This window comes from Streptomyces sp. NPDC104761 (assembly GCF_055583445.1).
In genome coordinates this window covers 201341-219136 of record NZ_JBVJNZ010000006.1, presented here as the reverse complement: position 1 = coordinate 219136, position 17796 = coordinate 201341, and the positions used below count along the sequence as shown (strand labels likewise).

The window sequence follows — 17796 nt, the reverse complement described above, 5'->3', positions numbered from 1 at the left end:
GGCGGCTGTGGTTGGGGAGGGGGGGGGGGGGGGGGGAGCGGGGGGGGGGGAAGGCGAAGAAAGCCTTTTGGGGGGTGCCCCACCGGGCCGGGCGCCCCCCCCCCGAACCACTGCTCGGCGCCGTACTCCTCGAACCTCTGGACCTCGGTGAACCCGAGCCTGGCCGCGAGACGCATCGAGCGGACGTTGGCGGTCTGGGTGTAGAGCACCACCGGCTCACCGGGACGCGCGCCGGAGAACCAGTCGAGCGCCGCCGCGCACGCTTCGCGGGCGTATCCGTGCCCCCAGGCCTCCGGCAGGAACAGGTAGCCGAGGTGGGTGTCCCCGGCCGCCAGGCGTTCGGCAGGTGCGTCGGGACTCTGCGCGTTGAGCTCGACGGTGCCGATCGCCGCTCCGTCGAGCTCGACCACGAAGTACCCGGGGCGCCGACCGGGGACCTCGGGCAGCACGCGTTCGAGCTCGGCACGGGGCCGGGGCCCACCGACGTAGGCGCCCACTTCCGGCGAGGTGTTGATCTCGATGACCGCGGCCCGGTCCCGTGCCTCGGCCTCACGGAGCACGAGGCGTTCGGTCCTGATCGGGGCAGGCGGCCAGACGTCGGTTCCCAGCACAGTCATACCGGGCAACGTAGCGCCCCGTAAGGGGCGCTGGGGGTACCCCCGGCCGAAGGCTGGGGGAGGAACTGCGCGAGCAACCCCCCACCCCCCGTCAGTCCGCATCGCACGAACCCGGCAGACGGAACGGAACCGTCAAATCCCCTGCCACTCGGGCTTGTTGGCAAAGGTGTACCGGAAGTAGTCCGCGAACTTCAGCTTCGACGCGGCGGCCTCGTCGACCACCACCGTGGCGTGCCGGTGGAGCTGCAGCGCCGACGCCGGGCACACCGCGGCGACCGGTCCCTCCACCGTCGCCGCGACCGCGTCGGCCTTGCCCTCGCCCGTGGCCAGCAGCACCAGGTGCCGTGCCTCCAGGATCGTCCCGATCCCCTGGGTGATGACGTGGTGCGGCACCTGCGTGATGTCCCCGTCGAAGAACCGCGCGTTGTCGACGCGCGTCTGCTCGGTCAGCGTCTTGATCCGGGTGCGCGAGGCCAGCGACGAGCAGGGCTCGTTGAACCCGATGTGCCCGTCGGTCCCGATCCCGAGCAGCTGCAGGTCCACGCCGCCCGCCCTCGCCAGCTCCGCGTCGTACGCCTCGCAGGCGGCCTGCACGTCCTCGGCCGCCCCGTCGGGGCCGAGGAACGCGTCCATACCGATCCCGAGCGGCTCCAGCACCTCGCGCCGCAGCACCGACCGGTAGGACTCCGGGTGGTCGGCCGGCAGCCCCACGTACTCGTCGAGCTGGGCTATGCGCGCCCGTGAGGCGTCCACCGCACCGGCGCGGACCTTTGCGGTGAGCGCCTGGTAGATCGGCAGCGGGGTCGAGCCCGTGGCCACCCCGAGCAGCGCGGCCGGCTTGTGCCGGAGCAGTTGAGCCATGGCCTCGGCGATCAGCTCGCCACCCGCGGCGGCGTCCGGAACGATGACAACTTCCACGCTGGGCCTGCCGTTCTGAAGAGGGCTGGAGGGGTCTGGAAGGTCTATGTGGTTTAGACCAATCTGATGGGACCAATCTAACAGAACCGACCCCTGTCGCCGGAGGCCGGGCACAGGGAAAGCGGACAAGTGCGAGGTTACGTGAATACGTCAGATGGGGTGAATTGAGGAAAATTTCCGCAACGAGCGGCCGTGTCTCGCCCGGGCCGCCGAAAATTGCCACGGACATCCGCCCCCACGGCCGCTCCCGGCGGGCTACGCTGCGATCGCACCAACTGTGAACAGTCTCCAACGCATGGACACACACCGTGGTCTAGTCCACAATTGCGTACGGGGGCTGAACGAGTACGGCATCAGCCGTACGGCACAGTCACACTCTTCCGTCTTCCCCGCACAGGAAGGCGGACCGAGGAACCGGAGCTCTCTGCCCTGACTGCCCCGGCTCCTCACCTTCGGCCGACCGGGACCGCACACCCCACGGCCGTTGCTGCTCCGGGCTGCGGTGCCGGGAGGGTTGAGGGTCCCTCCCAGGCGCCGCGGCCCGCGGGTGTCTCCGGGCCTCGCCTTCCCGCCGTACTCGCCGATTTTCGGCCATCCACATACCCCCAGGTACGCTCACAGACGTGCCCTCCATGAACGAACTGGTCCGCCAGCACACCGCCCTCGACGACTCCGACCTCGAGTGGCTCCATCTGCTGGTCTCGGAGTGGCAGCTGCTCTCCGACCTCTCCTTCGCCGACCTGGTTCTGTGGGTCCCCACCCGGGACGGCACCCGGTACGTCTCGGTGGCGCAGATGCGCCCCAACACCGGCCCCACCTCCTACCAGGACGACATGGTCGGCCACCTGGTCCCCCGCGGACGGCGGCCCATGCTGGACATCGCCCTGGACGAGGGCCGGATCGTCCGCGAGGGCGACCCGGAGTGGCGCGAAGAGGTCCCCGTACGGGTCGAGTCCATCCCGGTACGGCGCGAGGGCCGGGTGCTCGGGGTCATCGCCCGCAACACCAACCTGCTGACCGTGCGCACCCCGAGCCGCCTGGAGCTCACCTACCTCCAGAGCGCTTCCGACCTGGCGCAGATGATCGCTGCCGGATCGTTTCCCTTCCCGAACCAGCAGGTCGACATGGACGCCTCGCCACGCGTCGGCGACGGCCTGATCCGGGTGGACGGCGACGGCATCGTCCAGTACGCCTCACCGAACGCCCTCTCCGCCTACCACCGCCTCGGCCTCGCCGCCGACCTGCTCGGCCACCACCTGGGCCAGACCACGGCCGAACTCGCCCCGACCAAGGGGCCGGTGGACGAGGCGCTCGCCAAACTCGCCAGCGGCTGGGCGCCGCGCGAGTTCGAGATCGAGTCCGAGGACGGCGTCATCCAGTTCCGGGCGATCCCGCTCAAGCCCAAGGGCACCCGCATCGGTTCCCTGGTGCTGCTCCGGGACGTCACCGAACTGCGGCGCCGCGAGCGTGAGTTGATCACCAAGGACGCGACCATCCGGGAGATCCACCACCGGGTGAAGAACAACCTCCAGACGGTCGCCGCACTGCTGCGCCTGCAGGCCCGGCGCATCGACTCGGAACGCGGCCGGGAGGCCCTGGAGGAGGCCGTACGGCGGGTCGGCTCGATCGCCATCGTGCATGAGACGCTGTCCCAGAACCTGGACGAACGCGTCGAGTTCGACGAGATCGCGGACCGGGTGCTCGCGATGGTCGCCGAGATCTCGCCGGGCAAGGTCACCGGCCGGCGCACCGGCCGCTTCGGGATACTCGACGCCGAGGTCGCCACCCCGCTGTCGATGGTGCTCACCGAAGTCCTGCAGAACGCCCTCGAACACGGCTTCCGCGAGGGCGACACCGGCACCGTCGAGGTCTCGGCGGTCCGCGGCGGCACCACCAAGGAGGCCCGGCTCCTCGTCACCGTCCAGGACGACGGCGTCGGCCTGCCCGAGGGCTTCGACCCGCACCGCTCAGGCAACCTCGGCCTGCAGATCGTACGGACGCTGGTGGAGGGCGAGTTGGGTGGCACGTTCGACATGGTGCCGGCGCCCGAGCGCGGGACCCGGGTGATCCTGGACGTGCCGGTGCGCCCGCAGAAGTGAGCCTCCTGGCGCAGCTCCGGGACAGCAAAGAGCCCCGGACCTGGTGGGTCCGGGGCTGCTCGCTCGTTGCTGCTCTTACTGCTAAGCGCATCGGGGGGTACTGCGCGCTGCGGCTCGGGGGCGGGAGATGCGTACTCGCTGTACGCGCCGCCAAGCTCAGGCTGTCATCAGGGGTGGGACTGTCAGGCGGTGGCCTGACGGGCCCGGTTGCGGGCGGCACGGCGCTTCATCGCGCGACGCTCGTCCTCGCTGAGACCACCCCAGACGCCGGAGTCCTGACCGGACTCGAGCGCCCACTGCAGACACTGATCCATAACGGGGCAGCGCCGGCAGACGGCCTTGGCTTCCTCGATCTGCAGCAGCGCAGGACCGGTGTTGCCGATGGGGAAGAAGAGCTCGGGGTCTTCCTCGCGGCAAACGGCGTTGTGACGCCAGTCCATGGCTGCTACCTCTCCTTGGTATTACATGCACGTTGCTTGTGAATGTGAACGCTTTCACGAATCCCTCAACAAGTGAAGGGCCGACCGCCAGGTTCCCTGGCAGGGGTCCTGTGAGTTGAAGGGGGATTCCGGTGATCAGCGGACGCCGGTGTTGCGGGCTGTCCCGACCGCCACGTAGAGACTCGCAAACCTCAGCGACGGATACAACCCCTTCCGGAAAGTTTTTTTTGATTCCTCGGTGTCGACTGGGTCACAGCCGTACTTCCATGGGGTGGATCCTGGCCTAAACGTTCGAGTGAAAGGACTTTGGCCCGTTCCGCTCACACAATCACACGCAGTGCGCGGCGTACGCCTGTGAACGTCACGCTCGTACGCAGTCCCAGGTGGTCGCCGTCCATCTGGAGGGGGAGTGGGACCTTCGAATGCAAGGTGAACTGGTCCAGATCGTGCAGCGACACCGCGTGCTTGCCGTGGGGTCCCTTCTCGGGGGACGAAGTGAGCAACTGCGTGCCATACCGGGCAGCCGCGGCCGTCGACAGGCGGCTGAGACCGAGTACGTCGATGCCCTTATCGAACGAGGCCTTAGGCGACGTGTACATCGGACGATTGCCGAGATACGTCCAGGGCGAGGTGTTGCAGACTATCGCCACGACAAGATCCGTGACCGGGTCGGCGCCCGCCCGCTCCAGTGTGATCGGCCCGTGCCGGCGGTGCTGCTCGCCGAGGAACTGCCGGACGACCTGCCGCACGTACAGCGCGTGTGTGGATTTCTTACCGAGTTCGCGCTGCTGCTCGACCCGGCCGACGACGCCCGCATCGAAGCCGAGCCCCGCGTTGAAGGTGAACCAGCGGGCCGGGACCGCCTCGTCCTCGGTGCCGGGCGTGCCGGCGGTCAGGCCGAGGCCGACGAAGCGCTCGCGTTTCTCGCGCAGCGCGTCCAGCAGGTCGCCGGTGGCCTCGACCGGGTCGTTGGGCAGACCCAGGGCGCGGGCGAAGACGTTGGTGGAACCGCCGGGGACCACGGCGAGGCCGGGCAGCCGGTCCGGGTCGGGTCCGTTGTGGAGGAGTCCGTTGACCACCTCGTTGACCGTGCCGTCGCCGCCGAGCGCCACGACGAGATCGATGTCCTCGCTCTCCGCCGCGAGCCGTGCCAGGTCACGGGCGTGGCCGCGGTACTCGGTGGTGACCGCCTCCAGCTTCACTTCGCTCGCGAGCGCGTGGATGAGGACATCGCGCCTACGTGCGCTTGTGGTGGTTGCCGCCGGATTGACCACGAGAAGTGCACGCATGGATTGCAGCGTACCTACTGGAAAGTACCGATCCCAGACCGAGTTAGGGATCCGGTAAGAGAGAGGGGCGTGAGCCTCAACACTTACGGGTGGCGGCCGCGGGCTACCCTTCTGGGGTGAGTGAAGCACCTGCGGCTGAGAAGACCGGCGGAATCGAGGAGTCCCGTCCGCGGCGGCTGACGTACGCCGCCGGGCTGGTCGGGCTGGAAGGGCTCGCCCTGCTGGCCGGCGGGGTGTGGCTGGCCGTGCTCGGGGTAACCGGGGATCCGGACGACAGGGGACAGGCGATCACGGGAGGAATCACCGTCATCGTGCTGGCGCTGCTGCCGCTGCTCGCCGCACGGGGTCTGCTGCTGCGCAAGAGCTGGAGCCGGGGCCCGGCGGTGATCACGCAGATCATGGCGCTGCCGGTGGCGTACAGCCTGCTGCAGGCCGACAGCGTGGCGATTCCGGTGGGGATCGTGCTCGCGGTGGTGGCGATCGCCTCGCTGGTGTTGCTGGTGAACTCCGCCACCACCCAGGCCCTCGGGATCAAGGGACCCGGGCGTAGTAGCTGACCTGCGGGGCGCTCTACTCCTCCACCAGGAGCTTCTCCCGCAGCTGGGCCAGGGTCCTCGCCAGCAGGCGTGAGACGTGCATCTGGCTGATGCCGACCTCCTGGGCGATCTGGGACTGGGTCATGTTGCCGAAGAAGCGCAGGAGAAGGATGCGCTTCTCGCGGGGCGGGAGGTCTTCCAGGAGGGGCTTGAGGGACTCGCGGTACTCGACGCCCTCCAGGGCCTCGTCCTCCGCGCCCAGGGTGTCGGCGACCGCGGGCGACTCGTCGTCGGTGTCGGGGACGTCCAGGGACAGCGTGGAGTAGGCGTTGGCCGACTCCAGGCCCTCCAGGACCTCCTCCTCCGAGATCGCGAGCTTCTCGGCCAGCTCGTGCACCGTGGGGGAGCGGCCGTGCTGCTGGGACAGCTCCGCCGTGGCGGTGGTGAGCGCGAGGCGCAGCTCCTGCAGACGGCGTGGAACGCGGACGGCCCAGCCCTTGTCGCGGAAGTGGCGCTTGATCTCGCCGACCACGGTCGGAGTGGCGTACGTCGAGAACTCCACGCCCCGGTCCGGGTCGAACCGGTCGACCGACTTGATCAGGCCGATGGTGGCGACCTGGGTGAGGTCGTCCAGCGGCTCGCCGCGGTTCCGGAACCGGCGAGCGAGGTGCTCCACGAGCGGCAGATGCATGCGGACCAGCCGATTGCGCAGCTCCGCGTACTCGGCGCTGCCCTCCTTCAGCCCGCGCAGCTCGACGAACAGGGCGCGCGCGCCGCTGCGGTCCTGAGGTTCGGCGCGCTCCTGAGGTTCGTGCTGGGTCGCCTGCACCACCTCCGCGGCCAGCGCCTCGTCCTCGGCGTATCGCTCGTGCTCGCTCATCGTCCCGCCCGTCGCCCTTCCGCGAGCCTTCGCCCCGGCTCGGTGCGGGGCCGCGACCCCGCTCCGCCCTTCCGGGGGCGCGCTCTGCACGGCACCCTCCAGACCGGCCCGCGCGGAGGAGTCCTCCGGGTGCGGCCTGGCCTGCTCCGGGATGCCGTCGATGCCGTCAGCCATGCGGCGGGAGCCGGCCCCGGGGCCTTCGCCCCCGGCCGGCAGCTCCCGTGTGCCGCGCTCTTCGTCCCGCACCGGCCCGTCCCCGTTCCTCACGCCGGCCCGGGTCCCGCGCCGCGCTGTTTGTAGAGGCTGATCGACACGGTCTTGTCCTCGTCGACGGCCGACGAGACCTTGCCCGCCAGGGCCGAGAGCACGGTCCAGGCGAAAGTGTCGCGCGAGGGGGCGTGGCCGTCCGTGGTCGGAGCGGAGACCGTGACCTCCAGCGAGTCGTCGACGAGGCGGAAGACACAGCTGAGCACCGAGCCGGGAACGGCCTGCTGGAGCAGGATCGCGCAGGCCTCGTCGACCGCGATGCGCAGATCCTCGATCTCGTCCAGGGTGAAGTCCAAGCGGGCGGCGAGACCGGCCGTGGCCGTGCGCAGCACCGACAGGTAGGCACCCGCAGCCGGCAGCCGGACTTCCACGAAGTCCTGGGTCGCGGGCTCGCCTGCGATCTGGGACACCCTCACCTCCATGGTGGTACAAGCTTTTCGGGGCCGAGGGTCGCCCCCCGGGGTAACGCACTACGTGGTTCAGCGGTGACGCTACCGCGCTCCGAACTTCTCTGTCCCCGGGACCCCGACCCCCTGGCGTCACTCACAGTAAACCTGTGGATACGCTCCGTGTCTAGAGGTCTGCCTTGCCCAATTGGGAAGAGCGCGCGCCGGGTTGACGTACCCCGGCGCCGAACCGTCGAACCGTCGCCGCTGTCGTCTTCAGCAGCCGTAGTGCAGTGTCACACGAGGACGTGGTCGACGAAGCACCAGCGCCAGTCCTCGCCGGGCTCGAACGTCCGCATTATCGGGTGACCGGACGATTCGTGGTGGCCTGTCGCGTGTCTTCCGGGCGACGAGTCGCAGCAGGCGACGTGGCCGCAGGTCAGACAGAGCCGCAGCTGCACCGGGTGCCAGCCCTTGGCGAGACACTCCGGGCAGGTCTCGTTCTGCGGCTCGGGTTCCGGGAGCGGCAGCGCGTCGCGGTGCGTGCACTGTTTCATGATTGCCAGATTACGACGGGTGTGCGGGTGGCCGCGCGGAAAAAGAGGGCGGGCGAGGACCATGGACGTGATGCCACTGCTGTTGCTGGTGGCGGGGAGCGCCGCGATCGCCGGAGCGGCCCGGCGCACCCCTGTGCCCGCGCCCCTGCTGCTGGTCGCGGTCGGCCTGCTCGTGTCGTACGTGCCCGGGGTCCCCGACTACACCCTCGACCCGGAGATCGTGCTGCCGCTGGTGCTGCCCCCGCTGCTGTACAAGGAGGGCACCGAGAGCTCGTACCTCGACCTGCGGGCGAACATGCGGCCGGTGGCGCTGCTCTCGGTCGGGTACGTGCTCTTCGCGACCTTCGTCGTCGGCTGGGCCGCCTATCTGATCGTGCCCGGGCTGCCGCTGCCCGCGGCGCTCGCGCTGGGCGCGGTCGTGGCGCCCACGGACGCGGTCGCGGCCGCCGCGATCGCCCGCCGGGTCGGCCTGCCGTCCCGGCTCACCACGATCCTGCAGGGCGAGTCCCTGCTGAACGACGCCACGGCGATCACCGCGTACCGGGTGGCCGTCGCGGCCGCCGTCGGCGAGGGCGCCTCCTGGGCCGCCGGCATCGGGGAGTTCCTGCTGGCCGCCGTCGGCGGTGTGCTCGTCGGCGTGGTGCTGATGGTGCCGATCCACTGGCTGCGCCTGCATCTCAAGGAGCCGCTGCTCCAGAACACGCTGTCGCTGCTGATCCCGTTCGTCGCCTACAGCGTCGCCGAGCAGTTCCACGCCTCCGGCGTGCTGGCGGTCGTCGTGGTCGCCCTCTACCTCGGCCACCGTGCCTGGGAGGTCGACTTCGCCACCCGCCTCCAGGAGGAGGCCGTCTGGCGGATGGTGGCGTTCGTGCTGGAGTCGGCGGTCTTCGCGCTGATCGGACTGCAGCTGCCGGTCGTCCTCAAGGGCCTCGGCGCGTACGAGGGCATCGACGCCGCCTGGTACGCGTTCGCTGTCTTCGTGGTCGTGGTGGCGGCCCGGTTCGTGTGGATGTACCCGGCGGCCTTCCTGCCACGGATCCTGTCCCGGCGGATCCGTGAGCGGGAGGACAACCCCACCTGGCGCAGCCCGGCGGTCGCCGGCTGGGCGGCCATGCGGGGCGTGGTCTCGCTGGCCGTCGCCTTCTCGATCCCGCTCACCGTGCACGGCGGCGCCGCCTTTCCGCAGCGCAACCTGATCCTGTTCCTGACCTTCACGACGGTCATCGGCACCCTCGTGGTGCAGGGCCTCACCCTGGCCCCGCTGATCCGTCTGATGAAGTTCCCGCCCCGCGACTCCCAGGCCGAGACCCTCGCCGAGGCGAACGCCCAGGCCCAGGCCTCCCGTGCGGCCGAGGCCCGCCTCGACGAACTCCTCTCGGACGACCGCAACGATCTCCCGCCACCGCTCGCCGACCGCCTGCGCACGGTCCTGGAGCGCCGCCGCAACGCCGTCTGGGAGCGCCTGGGCCAGACCAACCCGGTCACCGGCGAGTCGGTCGACGACACCTACCGCCGGCTCTCCCGCGAGATGATCAGCGCCGAGCGCACGGTCTTCGTCCGGCTCCGCGACCACCGCTACATCGACGACGAGATGCTGCGCACCCTGCTGCGCCGGCTGGACCTGGAGGAGGCGGCGGCGTACCGGGAGGCCGGGTGAGCAGCGGAAACCGCAGGGGCTACCGGGACGCGGTCCGCGCGCCCGCCCGCCGGTCAGGCCGTCAGCACCGCCGCCACGGACACGTCCCGCCCCAGGCCGCCCTCCCGCGCCAGCTCGACAAGTCCGTACAGCAACTTGGCGACATACAGCCGCTCCACCCGCACGCCGTGCCGCTCCTCGAAGTCGTCCGCGAAGGAGTCGAGTTCGGGTGTCGTACGCCCGTACCCGCCGAAGTGGAACCGCTCGTCGAGCGACCACTGCCCGCGCCGCCCCCCGAACGCCTCCGCCTGCAGGCGCCGTATCTCGCCCGCCAGGAACCCGCCCCGCAGCACCGGAACCCCCAGCGCCCGCTGCGCCGGACCCAGTCCGGCGGCCAGTCCGGCCAGCGTGCCCCCGGTGCCGCAGGCGATCGCCACCACGTCGGCCCGTCCGCGCAGCTCCGCGCCGAGGGCCCGGCAGCCGCGTACCGCGGCCGCGTTGCTGCCGCCCTCCGGCACCACGTAGGCGTCCTCGGCCGCCGCGGCCCGCAGCAGGCCGGCCAGCACCTCGGGCTCGGCCTTGCGCCGGTACATCGACCTGTCGACGAAGTGCAGCCGCATCCCGTCGGCCGCGCACCGCTCGAGCGACGGGTTCAGCGGCCGGGCGGCCAGCTCCTCGCCCCGCACCACCCCCACCGTCGGAAAGCCCAGCAGGCGGCCCGCGGCGGCCGTCGCGCGCAGGTGGTTGGAGTACGCGCCACCGAAGGTGAGGACCGGCCGGCCGGCCGCCGCCTCGATGTTCGGGACCAGCTTGCGCCACTTGTTGCCGATCAGCTCCGGGTGGATCAGGTCGTCCCGCTTGAGGAGGAGACGGACGCCGTGCCGGGCGAAACGGTCGTCGGCCACCTCCTCGAGCGGCGAGGGAAGCCGGGGGGCGAGTATGTCGGCGCTGGTCACGTCGTCATTGTCGCCCGGGGGCACCGGTGCGGGCTCACTTCAGCCGCTCCCCGACACGGTCGCGCAGCCAGGCCATCGAGAAGCCGCGCGGGTCCACCTTTCCCGGCTGCCACTCCAGGTGCCCGATCACCGACCGCTCCGACCAGCCGTGCCGCCGGCACACCGCCGCGGCCACCCTCTCGATCGCGTCCAGCTGGGCCTCGGGCCAGGGGTCCGCGCCGTCGCCCAGGTTCTCGCACTCGAAGCCGTAGAAGTGCCGGTTGCCGTCGGTGTTCGCCTCGTTGTCGGGGGGCAGGGCCTTCTCGGCGATCACCGCGCGCAGCACGTCGTCGTCGCCCAGGCCCGCGTGGTTGGCGCGGCCGTGACCGACCAGGTGGACCCTGCCGTCCTTGGTGATGACGCCGTGGCACAGCGGTCCGGGGAGGCCGGGGTGGCCGTCGCGGCAGATCCGGACCGTGGTCCCGGCGCCCTGGGTCACCGTGTGGTGGATCATCACGCCGTGGACGGGGCCCCAGGGGCCCTTGTGGTTCCGGTTGTGGTCCCTCCAGTCGCCGACCTCGACGACCGTGACGCCCTCGTCCCGCAGCGCGTCGAGGAAAGCGTCCGCGGACATGGGTGGGGCCATGACCGCCTCCTTCGCATCTGAACTCTTCGGACCTTCCAGATCTTCTGGGCTTTCTACAGAAGTCGGGCTTACCGGGCCAGCCTCGTTCGAGCTGTTCGGATCCTGTGCGAGTCAATCGGGACAAGTCGGCATGTCGAGGGGTGGGGGATGAGGTGATATGTCGGCATGCCCAGTAGTGCGATGATCTATTCCCGCTCTTTCGGGTAATGGTCCCGGCACGCTCCGTGATGACAGGGTGGCCCGTGAGACCGATGCGTGGGCAGTTCGGCGCCCACGCAGGTATGGGAGGGCATTTCCTTATGTCGGTAGGCGAAGAGGTCCGCACGGATCAGGGCAAGCCGCAGCAGTCTCTGGACACGGCGGCAGCGCGGAACCTGGCCACCACTACCAAGTCCGCGCCCCAGATGCAGGAGATCAGCTCCCGCTGGCTGCTGCGCACACTGCCCTGGGTCGACGTCCAGGGCGGGACGTACCGGGTGAACCGACGGCTCACCTACACGGTCGGCGACGGCCGCATCACGTTCCTGAAGACCGGCGACCGTGTCGAGGTCATCCCCGCGGAGCTGGGCGAGCTGCCCATCCTGCGGTCGTACGACGACGAGGAGGTGCTGGCCGAGCTGGCCCAGCGCTGCCGGCAGCGCGACTTCGCCCCGGGCGAGGTCATCGCCTCGTTCGGCAACGGGGCGGACGAGGTCCACCTGCTGGCCCACGGACGCGTCGAGAAGGTCGGCACCGGCCCCTACGGCGACGACGCGGTGCTCGGCGTCCTCGGCGACGGCGCCTACTTCGGCGAGCAGGGCCTGATCGATCCGGACGCCATCTGGGAGTACACGGCCCGGGCAGACACGGCCTGCACCGTGCTGACCCTGTCCCGGCAGGACTTCGAGCAGGTCGCCGAGCGGGCCGACTCGCTGCGCGAGCACCTTCAGCAGCTGCGCGCGATCCCCGAGCAGCGCACCAACAAGTACGGCGAGAAGGAGGTCGCCCTCGCGGCCGGCCACAGCGGCGAGCCCGACATCCCGCACACCTTCGTCGACTACGAGGCCCGGCCGCGTGAGTACGAGCTGAGCATCGCCCAGACCGTGCTGCGCATCCACACCCGCGTGGCCGACCTCTACAACCAGCCGATGAACCAGACCGAGCACCAGTTGCGGCTCACCGTCGAGGCGTTGAAGGAGCGCCAGGAGCACGAGCTCATCAACAACCGGGAGTTCGGCCTGCTCAGCAACTGCCAGTACGACCAGCGGCTGCAGCCGCACGACGGCGTGCCCAGCCCGGACGACATGGACGAGCTGCTCAGCCGCCGGCGCGGCACCAAGCTCTTCCTCGCCCACCCGCGCGCGATCGCCGCCTTCGGCCGTGAGCTCAACAAGCGCGGACTGGTCCCGGAGACCGTCGAGATCGGCGGCAACCGCATCCCGACCTGGCGCGGGGTCCCGATCTACCCCTGCAACAAGATCCCGGTCACGGAGGCCCGGACCACCTCGATCATCGCCATGCGTACCGGCGAGGACAACCAGGGCGTCATCGGACTGCGGCAGGCCGGGATCCCCGACGAGATCGAGCCGAGCCTCTCGGTCCGCTTCATGGGCATCAACGAGCAGGCGATCATCAGTTACCTGGTCACGGCCTACTACTCGGCCGCCGTACTGGTCCCGGACGCCCTCGGTGTGCTGGAGAACGTCGAGATCGGCCGCTGGAGGTGACGTTTCCGCACTTGGTGGCCGTGTCCCCGCCCTCCGGGGCGGGTACACCCTCGGGGTACGTGCCGAGGCGGGGCGGAGACGCCACCGTCCGCGTGCTCCGCGAGGGGGAGGCCATGGCCGAGTTCGTGACGGAACGGCAGCAGCGTGCCACGCAGCCGCCGCAGGGGAGGCCGGAGCCGCTCGACGGGGCCGCGGCGGCGGTGATCCTGGAGCGGGTCCGGGCGTCCGTCGACCCCGAACTGCGCACCGCCGTGGCATCGTTGCCCGGTTCGATGCGGCGCGTCGCGCGCTACCACTTCGGCTGGGAGCACGCGGACGGCACCCCGGCGGACGGAGACGCGGGCAAGGCCATCCGGCCAGCGCTGGTCCTCGCCGCCGCCGACGCGCTCGGCGGCCCGGCGGCCCGCGCGGCCGCCGTACGGGCCGCGGCCGCCGTGGAGCTGGTGCACAACTTCACCCTGCTGCACGACGACGTCATGGACCGGGACACCTCCCGCAGGCACCGGCCCACCGCGTGGACCGTGTTCGGCGACGCGGACGCGATCCTCGCCGGCGACGCCCTCCAGGCGCTGGCCCTCAGGCTGCTCGCCGAGGACCCGCACCCGGCGGCCGCGGCCGCCGCCGTCCGGCTCGCGGACTGCGTCCTCGAACTGTGCGCGGGACAACACGCGGACACGGCCATGGAGGACCGGGCGCCCGACGAGGTCACCCTCGACGAGGTGCTCGCCATGGCCGAGGCCAAGACCGGGGCGCTGCTCGGCTGCGCCTGCGCCCTGGGAGCGCTGTACGCGGGGGCGGGAGCGGCGGAGGTGGCGGCGCTCGACGGCTTCGGCCGCCAGGCCGGGCTCGCCTTCCAGCTGATCGACGACGTCATCGGGATATGGGGCGACCCCGGGCGCACCGGCAAGCCGGCCGGTGCGGACCTGGCGGCCCGCAAGAAGTCCCTGCCGGTCGTCGCGGCCCTCACCTCCGGCACCCCGGCCGCCGCCGACCTCGCCGAGCTGTACGCCAAGCCGCACGTGCGATCCGACGCCGACGAGATCGCGCGGACCGCCCAGGCCGTGGAGCGGGCGGGCGGCCGGGACTGGGCGCAGTCCGAGGCGGCCGACCGGATGGCCCGGGCGCTGCAGGAACTCGCCCGCGCCGTGCCCGGCCCGGAGGCGGCGGGCGGTTTGCTCGCGCTCGCCGAGTTCGTGACCCGGCGCAGCAGGTGAAGACCCCGGAGCCCCCCGGACCGTGCGGCTCCTGACCCCGCACGGTCCACCGGGGGCTCCGGCCCGACGGGTCCCGCGCATCCCCACGGTGTGCGGGGCCCGCCGATGACCGCCGGGACGCCTCCCGCCGCGGCGGGCGCGGCTGCCGGGCCCGGCCTACGCTGGGGGCATGGACAGCCAGGACCAGGTCTGTCCGGCCTGCGGACAGCCCGTCGAGCGTGTGGTGCGGCGGCACAAGACGCTGGGTGCCTGGGTGCCGGTCTGGGGACCCGGTCCCTGCCGCAATCCCGACTGCGCCCAGTACCCGGGACCGTCCCGCTCGCGAAAGGCGCCCCCGCCGGCGCCCTCCCCGCCCGAATCCGCGGGCCGGCCCACGCCGTAGCGTGTCCGCATGACCGGACTCCCGAACATCCTGCACATCACGGAACGCGCCCTGTGGGACGAGGCCCGCGCCCGGGGCGGCTACGAGATGTCCACCCGCGGCCGCACCCTCCAGGAGGAGGGCTTCATCCACTGCTCCACCCGCGACCAGCTCCCGCGCATCGCGGCCTTCCTGTACGGCGCCTACGACGGCCCGGACGAACTGGTGGTGCTGGTCGTGGACCCGGCCCGGGTCGGCGCCCCGGTGAAGTGGGAGGCGCCGGAGCCGGGCGGTGAGGAGTTCCCGCACGTGTACGGACCGATACCGGTCGCGGCCGTGGTGGACGTGGAGCCCTGGCCCCCGCACCCGGCCGGCTAGTTCCCGGCCCCCGGCACCTGGTCCCGGCTCGGCAGGCCGCCGGTCTGCGGGTCGCGGCCGGTGAGGCAGTAGACGCCGCCCGCCGGGTCGCGCATCACCGTCCAGTGGCGGCCGTCGGCCACGTGCACGGCGCCGAGTTCCTCGTGCCGGGCGCGGGTCGCGGGGATGTCCGCGCAGGCCAGGTCGAGGTGGGCGGCGGCGGGCCGCTCGTCGTCCAGCCGCTGGAGCAGGATCCGCACCGGCAGCCCGGCCGGCGGCCTGAGCACCCGGAACTCCGGCAGCGAGCCGGTCAGCAGCTCCCAGCCGGTCAGCTCCGCCCAGAACGCGGTCTCCGTCTCGTACACGGACGGCGGGACGTCGAGGCTGACCTGGTCGAGCCTGCTGCCCGCGACGACCGGCGGCCGCACCGACTCCCCGTGCCACGGCGCCGCGCACCACACCTGCCCGCCGGGCGACCGCAGCACGGCCCACCCGTCGTGCTCGGCGACCGTCTCGGCGCCGAGTTCCCGGGCCCGCTTCACCAGGCCCGGCACGTCCTCGACGCAGAGATCCAGGTGGGCCCCGCCGGGGCCGGACCAGACCCCCTGGAGCTTGACGCAGGCGTCGACGCCGGTGGTGGGCAGCAGCGTCACGAACTCGTCGTCCTCGCCACGGGGCGCGGACAGGAAGGTGCCGGTGACGGCGGTCCAGAACGCCTGGGCGGCGGCGAGGTGCGCGGCGGGCCGGTCGGCGAAGGCGTACGTCCAGCGGATGCTCATACGGTGATCGTAAGTGCGCTAATCGGCCGCCCGGCGCTCCGTGAAGCGCAGCAGGTTCCCCGCCGGGTCCCGGAACGCGCAGTCCCGCACGCCCCAGTGCTGGTCCATCGGCTCCTGGATCACGTCACCGCCGTACTCCCGCACCCGCTCGTACAGCGCGTCGCAGTCGGTGGTGGAGAAGATCACCCCACGCAGCATGCCCTTGGCGAGCAGTTCGGCCATGGCCTGCCGGTCGGCGGGCGAGGCGTCCGGGTTGGCGCCCGGCGGCTCCAGCACGATCTCCACACCCGGCTGCTGCGGCGAGCCGACGGTCACCCACCGCATCCCCTCGAACTCCACGTCGTTGTGGACCTCCAGGCCCAGAACGTCCCGGTAGAAGGCCAGCGCCTTGTCGTGGTCGTCGACGGCGATGAAACACTGCGCGAGTTTTACGTCCATGGGGTCAGGCTAGGAGGAAACGCCCGGCGGTGCGTGCGGTCCGGCGTCCGCGGGGCGGTCGCGTGCCGTCAGTACGGCCGGCGGCGCGGCCGGGTGAACGTACGGGCCACGCAGGACGGGATGACCGTGCTCTCCTCGTGGTCCCGCGCCCGGTACGCGCTCGGCGTCTCCCCGACCAGCTCGGTGAACCGCGAACTGAAGGACCCCAGCGACGTACAGCCGACGGCCATGCACACCTCGGTCACCGTGAGGTCGCCGCGGCGCAGCAGCGCCTTGGCCCGCTCGACCCGCCGGGTCATGAGGTAGCTGTACGGCGTCTCCCCGAAGGCCTTGCGGAAGCTGCGCTGGAAGTGGCCGGGGGACATCAGGGCGGTACGGGCGAGCTCGGCCATGTCGAGCGGCTCCGCGTACTCGCGGTCCATGCGGTCGCGCGCCCGGCGCAGCCGCCTCAGGTCCTCCAGGGGGGTCACCCGCCCAGCATGGCATGCACATCGCACACACGACGGGGGCTTGTTTTTGGACGTGCGTTTGCCTTCGGTTCTCGCGCAATTGGCCCGCACTTGTTTGCATAAAGGAATGGACCACATCACGTTCCTCGTGGCGGTCGTGATCGTCACTGCACTTGCGTTCGACTTCACCAACGGGTTTCACGACACGGCGAACGCGATGGCCACGTCCATCGCGACCGGCGCGCTCAAACCGAAGACCGCGGTTCTGATCAGCGGCGTGCTGAACCTGGTCGGAGCCTTCCTCTCCACGGAGGTCGCCAAGACGATCTCCGGCGGCATTGTGAACGACGCCAAGGTGACCCCGGCGATGATCTTCGCGGGCCTCGTGGGGGCGATCCTGTGGAATCTGATGACCTGGCTGGTCGGCCTGCCGTCCAGTTCCTCGCACGCGCTGTTCGGCGGGCTGATCGGGGCCGTGTGGGTCGGCGCGGGCTCCAGCGCCGTCAACTTCGACAAGGTTGTCGAGAAGATCATCATCCCGGCGTTCGCCTCGCCGGTGGTGGCCGGTGTCGCGGCGCTGATCGCGACGTACTGCGCCTACAAGCTCACCGCGCGCGGCCGCGAGGGCTCGGTGACCAAGGGCTTCAGGCTCGGGCAGATCGGCTCGGCCTCGCTGGTCTCGCTCGCCCACGGCACCAACGACGCCCAGAAGACCATGGGCATCATCACCCTGACCCTGATCTCCGTCGGCGCCCTCCCCGGCGACGCCGGCCCGCCGGTCTGGGTGATCTTCAGCGCCGGTCTCGCCATCGCCCTCGGCACCTACATCGGCGGCTGGCGGATCATCCGCACCATGGGCAAGGGCCTGACCGAGATCCAGTCCCCGCAGGGCTTCGCGGCGGAGACCGCCTCCACGGCCGTCATCCTGACCTCCGCCCACATGGGCTTCGCGCTGTCCACCACGCAGGTCGCCTCCGGCTCCATCCTCGGCGCGGGCATCGGCCGGCGGCTCGCGGAGGTCCGCTGGGGCGTCGCCGGCCGCATGGTGGCCGCCTGGGTGATCACGCTGCCCTGTGCCGCGCTGGTCGGCGGCATCTCCGCGTACGCGGTCAAGCACGGCGGCAACGTCGGCACGGTCGTGGTCGCGCTGGTCGGCGCCGCGCTCGCGGCCGGCATCGTCATGCTGTCGCGCCGCAACCCGATCGACGCGAAGAACGTCAACGACGGCCACGAGGTCGCCATCCGCACTACGCCGCCGTCCAGCGTCGGCACCGCCGCCTGACCGA

At 71.2% G+C, this 17796-nt stretch carries 20 protein-coding genes; 8 read left to right on the top strand and 12 right to left on the bottom strand.

From position 1 onward, the window contains the following. Positions 1 to 617 (bottom strand): GNAT family N-acetyltransferase (locus ACZ63F_RS18680; RefSeq protein WP_469712259.1); only part of this gene is annotated, 617 nt, incomplete at its 3' end. 132 nt (positions 618 to 749) lie between these two features. Next, the gene (nagB, locus tag ACZ63F_RS18675; RefSeq protein ID WP_469712257.1) at positions 750 to 1535 is read right to left on the bottom strand and encodes a glucosamine-6-phosphate deaminase; all 786 of its coding nucleotides are present in this window, start codon (positions 1533 to 1535) and stop codon (positions 750 to 752) included. Positions 1536 to 2167: 632 nt separating this feature from the next. Between nagB and ACZ63F_RS18670 the strand changes: the two genes are divergently transcribed. After that, positions 2168 to 3634, top strand: a complete 1467-nt coding sequence (locus ACZ63F_RS18670; protein WP_352363341.1) for a sensor histidine kinase — start codon at positions 2168 to 2170, stop codon at positions 3632 to 3634. A gap of 182 nt (positions 3635 to 3816) precedes the next feature. Here the strand turns inward: ACZ63F_RS18670 and ACZ63F_RS18665 are convergent, their stop codons facing one another. Continuing rightward, complete coding sequence (locus tag ACZ63F_RS18665) at positions 3817 to 4074, bottom strand: WhiB family transcriptional regulator (protein ID WP_010353616.1); 258 nt, start codon at positions 4072 to 4074, stop codon at positions 3817 to 3819. A 320-nt stretch (positions 4075 to 4394) separates the two neighbouring features. Then, positions 4395 to 5363, bottom strand: coding sequence for a diacylglycerol/lipid kinase family protein (locus ACZ63F_RS18660; RefSeq protein WP_352363270.1), 969 nt, complete (start codon positions 5361 to 5363; stop codon positions 4395 to 4397). Between the two features lie 116 nt (positions 5364 to 5479). Between ACZ63F_RS18660 and ACZ63F_RS18655 the strand changes: the two genes are divergently transcribed. After that, positions 5480 to 5920, top strand: a complete 441-nt coding sequence (locus tag ACZ63F_RS18655) for a hypothetical protein (protein ID WP_469712255.1) — start codon at positions 5480 to 5482, stop codon at positions 5918 to 5920. 13 nt (positions 5921 to 5933) lie between these two features. Here ACZ63F_RS18655 and ACZ63F_RS18650 read toward each other — a convergent pair whose 3' ends face one another. The 3 genes from ACZ63F_RS18650 to ACZ63F_RS18640 all read right to left on the bottom strand — a co-directional run bounded on the left by ACZ63F_RS18650 (position 5934) and on the right by ACZ63F_RS18640 (position 7989). Further along, a complete protein-coding gene (locus ACZ63F_RS18650; protein ID WP_469712254.1) occupies positions 5934 to 7046 on the bottom strand; it encodes an RNA polymerase sigma factor SigF in 1113 nt (370 codons plus the stop codon). Next, entirely contained in the window at positions 7043 to 7456 is a 414-nt protein-coding gene (locus ACZ63F_RS18645; protein ID WP_004925829.1) for an ATP-binding protein, read from the bottom strand. The genes ACZ63F_RS18650 and ACZ63F_RS18645 overlap by 4 nt, the downstream gene beginning before the upstream one ends. A gap of 272 nt (positions 7457 to 7728) precedes the next feature. Continuing rightward, on the bottom strand, positions 7729 to 7989 hold the full coding sequence (locus tag ACZ63F_RS18640) for a UBP-type zinc finger domain-containing protein (protein ID WP_351957889.1): 261 nt from the start codon (positions 7987 to 7989) through the stop codon (positions 7729 to 7731). A gap of 61 nt (positions 7990 to 8050) precedes the next feature. Between ACZ63F_RS18640 and ACZ63F_RS18635 the strand changes: the two genes are divergently transcribed. Further along, positions 8051 to 9646, top strand: coding sequence for a Na+/H+ antiporter (locus ACZ63F_RS18635; RefSeq protein WP_469712252.1), 1596 nt, complete (start codon positions 8051 to 8053; stop codon positions 9644 to 9646). 53 nt (positions 9647 to 9699) lie between these two features. On the opposite strand, the gene ACZ63F_RS18630 is transcribed toward ACZ63F_RS18635, so the two are convergent. Beyond that, entirely contained in the window at positions 9700 to 10581 is an 882-nt protein-coding gene (locus ACZ63F_RS18630; protein ID WP_469712251.1) for a 1-aminocyclopropane-1-carboxylate deaminase/D-cysteine desulfhydrase, read from the bottom strand. Between the two features lie 34 nt (positions 10582 to 10615). Further along, positions 10616 to 11206: an N-acetylmuramoyl-L-alanine amidase gene (locus tag ACZ63F_RS18625; protein WP_469712249.1), complete on the bottom strand. Its 591-nt coding sequence runs from the start codon at positions 11204 to 11206 to the stop codon at positions 10616 to 10618. A 299-nt stretch (positions 11207 to 11505) separates the two neighbouring features. Between ACZ63F_RS18625 and ACZ63F_RS18620 the strand changes: the two genes are divergently transcribed. From ACZ63F_RS18620 to ACZ63F_RS18605, 4 genes are all read left to right on the top strand, one after another. Next, positions 11506 to 12912 (top strand): family 2B encapsulin nanocompartment shell protein, encoded by a 1407-nt coding sequence (locus ACZ63F_RS18620; RefSeq protein ID WP_469712248.1) that lies wholly within the window; start codon positions 11506 to 11508, stop codon positions 12910 to 12912. Positions 12913 to 13025: 113 nt separating this feature from the next. Next, on the top strand, positions 13026 to 14126 hold the full coding sequence (locus ACZ63F_RS18615; RefSeq protein ID WP_469712246.1) for a family 2 encapsulin nanocompartment cargo protein polyprenyl transferase: 1101 nt from the start codon (positions 13026 to 13028) through the stop codon (positions 14124 to 14126). 169 nt (positions 14127 to 14295) lie between these two features. Continuing rightward, a complete protein-coding gene (locus tag ACZ63F_RS18610) occupies positions 14296 to 14508 on the top strand; it encodes a hypothetical protein (protein ID WP_469712245.1) in 213 nt (70 codons plus the stop codon). Positions 14509 to 14517: 9 nt separating this feature from the next. Beyond that, positions 14518 to 14865: a DUF952 domain-containing protein gene (locus tag ACZ63F_RS18605; RefSeq protein WP_469712243.1), complete on the top strand. Its 348-nt coding sequence runs from the start codon at positions 14518 to 14520 to the stop codon at positions 14863 to 14865. On the opposite strand, the gene ACZ63F_RS18600 is transcribed toward ACZ63F_RS18605, so the two are convergent. The 3 genes from ACZ63F_RS18600 to ACZ63F_RS18590 form a co-directional block, all read right to left on the bottom strand. Beyond that, on the bottom strand, positions 14862 to 15623 hold the full coding sequence (locus ACZ63F_RS18600) for a VOC family protein (protein WP_469712241.1): 762 nt from the start codon (positions 15621 to 15623) through the stop codon (positions 14862 to 14864). The two genes, ACZ63F_RS18605 and ACZ63F_RS18600, sit on opposite strands and share 4 nt — an antisense overlap. A gap of 18 nt (positions 15624 to 15641) precedes the next feature. After that, positions 15642 to 16061 carry a VOC family protein gene (locus ACZ63F_RS18595; RefSeq protein WP_093499150.1) on the bottom strand — a complete coding sequence of 140 codons (420 nt, stop codon included), beginning with the start codon at positions 16059 to 16061 and terminating at the stop codon, positions 15642 to 15644. Between the two features lie 68 nt (positions 16062 to 16129). Beyond that, positions 16130 to 16483, bottom strand: coding sequence for a helix-turn-helix transcriptional regulator (locus tag ACZ63F_RS18590; protein WP_093499149.1), 354 nt, complete (start codon positions 16481 to 16483; stop codon positions 16130 to 16132). Between the two features lie 154 nt (positions 16484 to 16637). Here ACZ63F_RS18590 and ACZ63F_RS18585 point away from each other — a divergent pair, with 154 nt between their 5' ends. Beyond that, positions 16638 to 17792, top strand: a complete 1155-nt coding sequence (locus ACZ63F_RS18585) for an inorganic phosphate transporter (RefSeq protein ID WP_469712240.1) — start codon at positions 16638 to 16640, stop codon at positions 17790 to 17792. The last annotated feature ends 4 nt before the right edge of the window (positions 17793 to 17796 follow it).

Coding starts and splice junctions, on each gene's coding strand:
- ACZ63F_RS18660 (WP_352363270.1), bottom strand. CDS start 5,363: ATGCGTGCACTTCTCGTGGTCAATCCGGCGGCAACCACCACAAGCGCA.
- ACZ63F_RS18610 (WP_469712245.1), top strand. CDS start 14,296: ATGGACAGCCAGGACCAGGTCTGTCCGGCCTGCGGACAGCCCGTCGAG.
- ACZ63F_RS18665 (WP_010353616.1), bottom strand. CDS start 4,074: ATGGACTGGCGTCACAACGCCGTTTGCCGCGAGGAAGACCCCGAGCTC.
- ACZ63F_RS18615 (WP_469712246.1), top strand. CDS start 13,026: ATGGCCGAGTTCGTGACGGAACGGCAGCAGCGTGCCACGCAGCCGCCG.
- ACZ63F_RS18635 (WP_469712252.1), top strand. CDS start 8,051: ATGGACGTGATGCCACTGCTGTTGCTGGTGGCGGGGAGCGCCGCGATC.
- ACZ63F_RS18605 (WP_469712243.1), top strand. CDS start 14,518: ATGACCGGACTCCCGAACATCCTGCACATCACGGAACGCGCCCTGTGG.
- ACZ63F_RS18600 (WP_469712241.1), bottom strand. CDS start 15,623: ATGAGCATCCGCTGGACGTACGCCTTCGCCGACCGGCCCGCCGCGCAC.
- ACZ63F_RS18595 (WP_093499150.1), bottom strand. CDS start 16,061: ATGGACGTAAAACTCGCGCAGTGTTTCATCGCCGTCGACGACCACGAC.
- ACZ63F_RS18670 (WP_352363341.1), top strand. CDS start 2,168: ATGAACGAACTGGTCCGCCAGCACACCGCCCTCGACGACTCCGACCTC.
- ACZ63F_RS18590 (WP_093499149.1), bottom strand. CDS start 16,483: ATGGACCGCGAGTACGCGGAGCCGCTCGACATGGCCGAGCTCGCCCGT.
- ACZ63F_RS18640 (WP_351957889.1), bottom strand. CDS start 7,989: ATGAAACAGTGCACGCACCGCGACGCGCTGCCGCTCCCGGAACCCGAG.
- ACZ63F_RS18620 (WP_469712248.1), top strand. CDS start 11,506: ATGTCGGTAGGCGAAGAGGTCCGCACGGATCAGGGCAAGCCGCAGCAG.
- ACZ63F_RS18625 (WP_469712249.1), bottom strand. CDS start 11,206: ATGGCCCCACCCATGTCCGCGGACGCTTTCCTCGACGCGCTGCGGGAC.
- ACZ63F_RS18585 (WP_469712240.1), top strand. CDS start 16,638: ATGGACCACATCACGTTCCTCGTGGCGGTCGTGATCGTCACTGCACTT.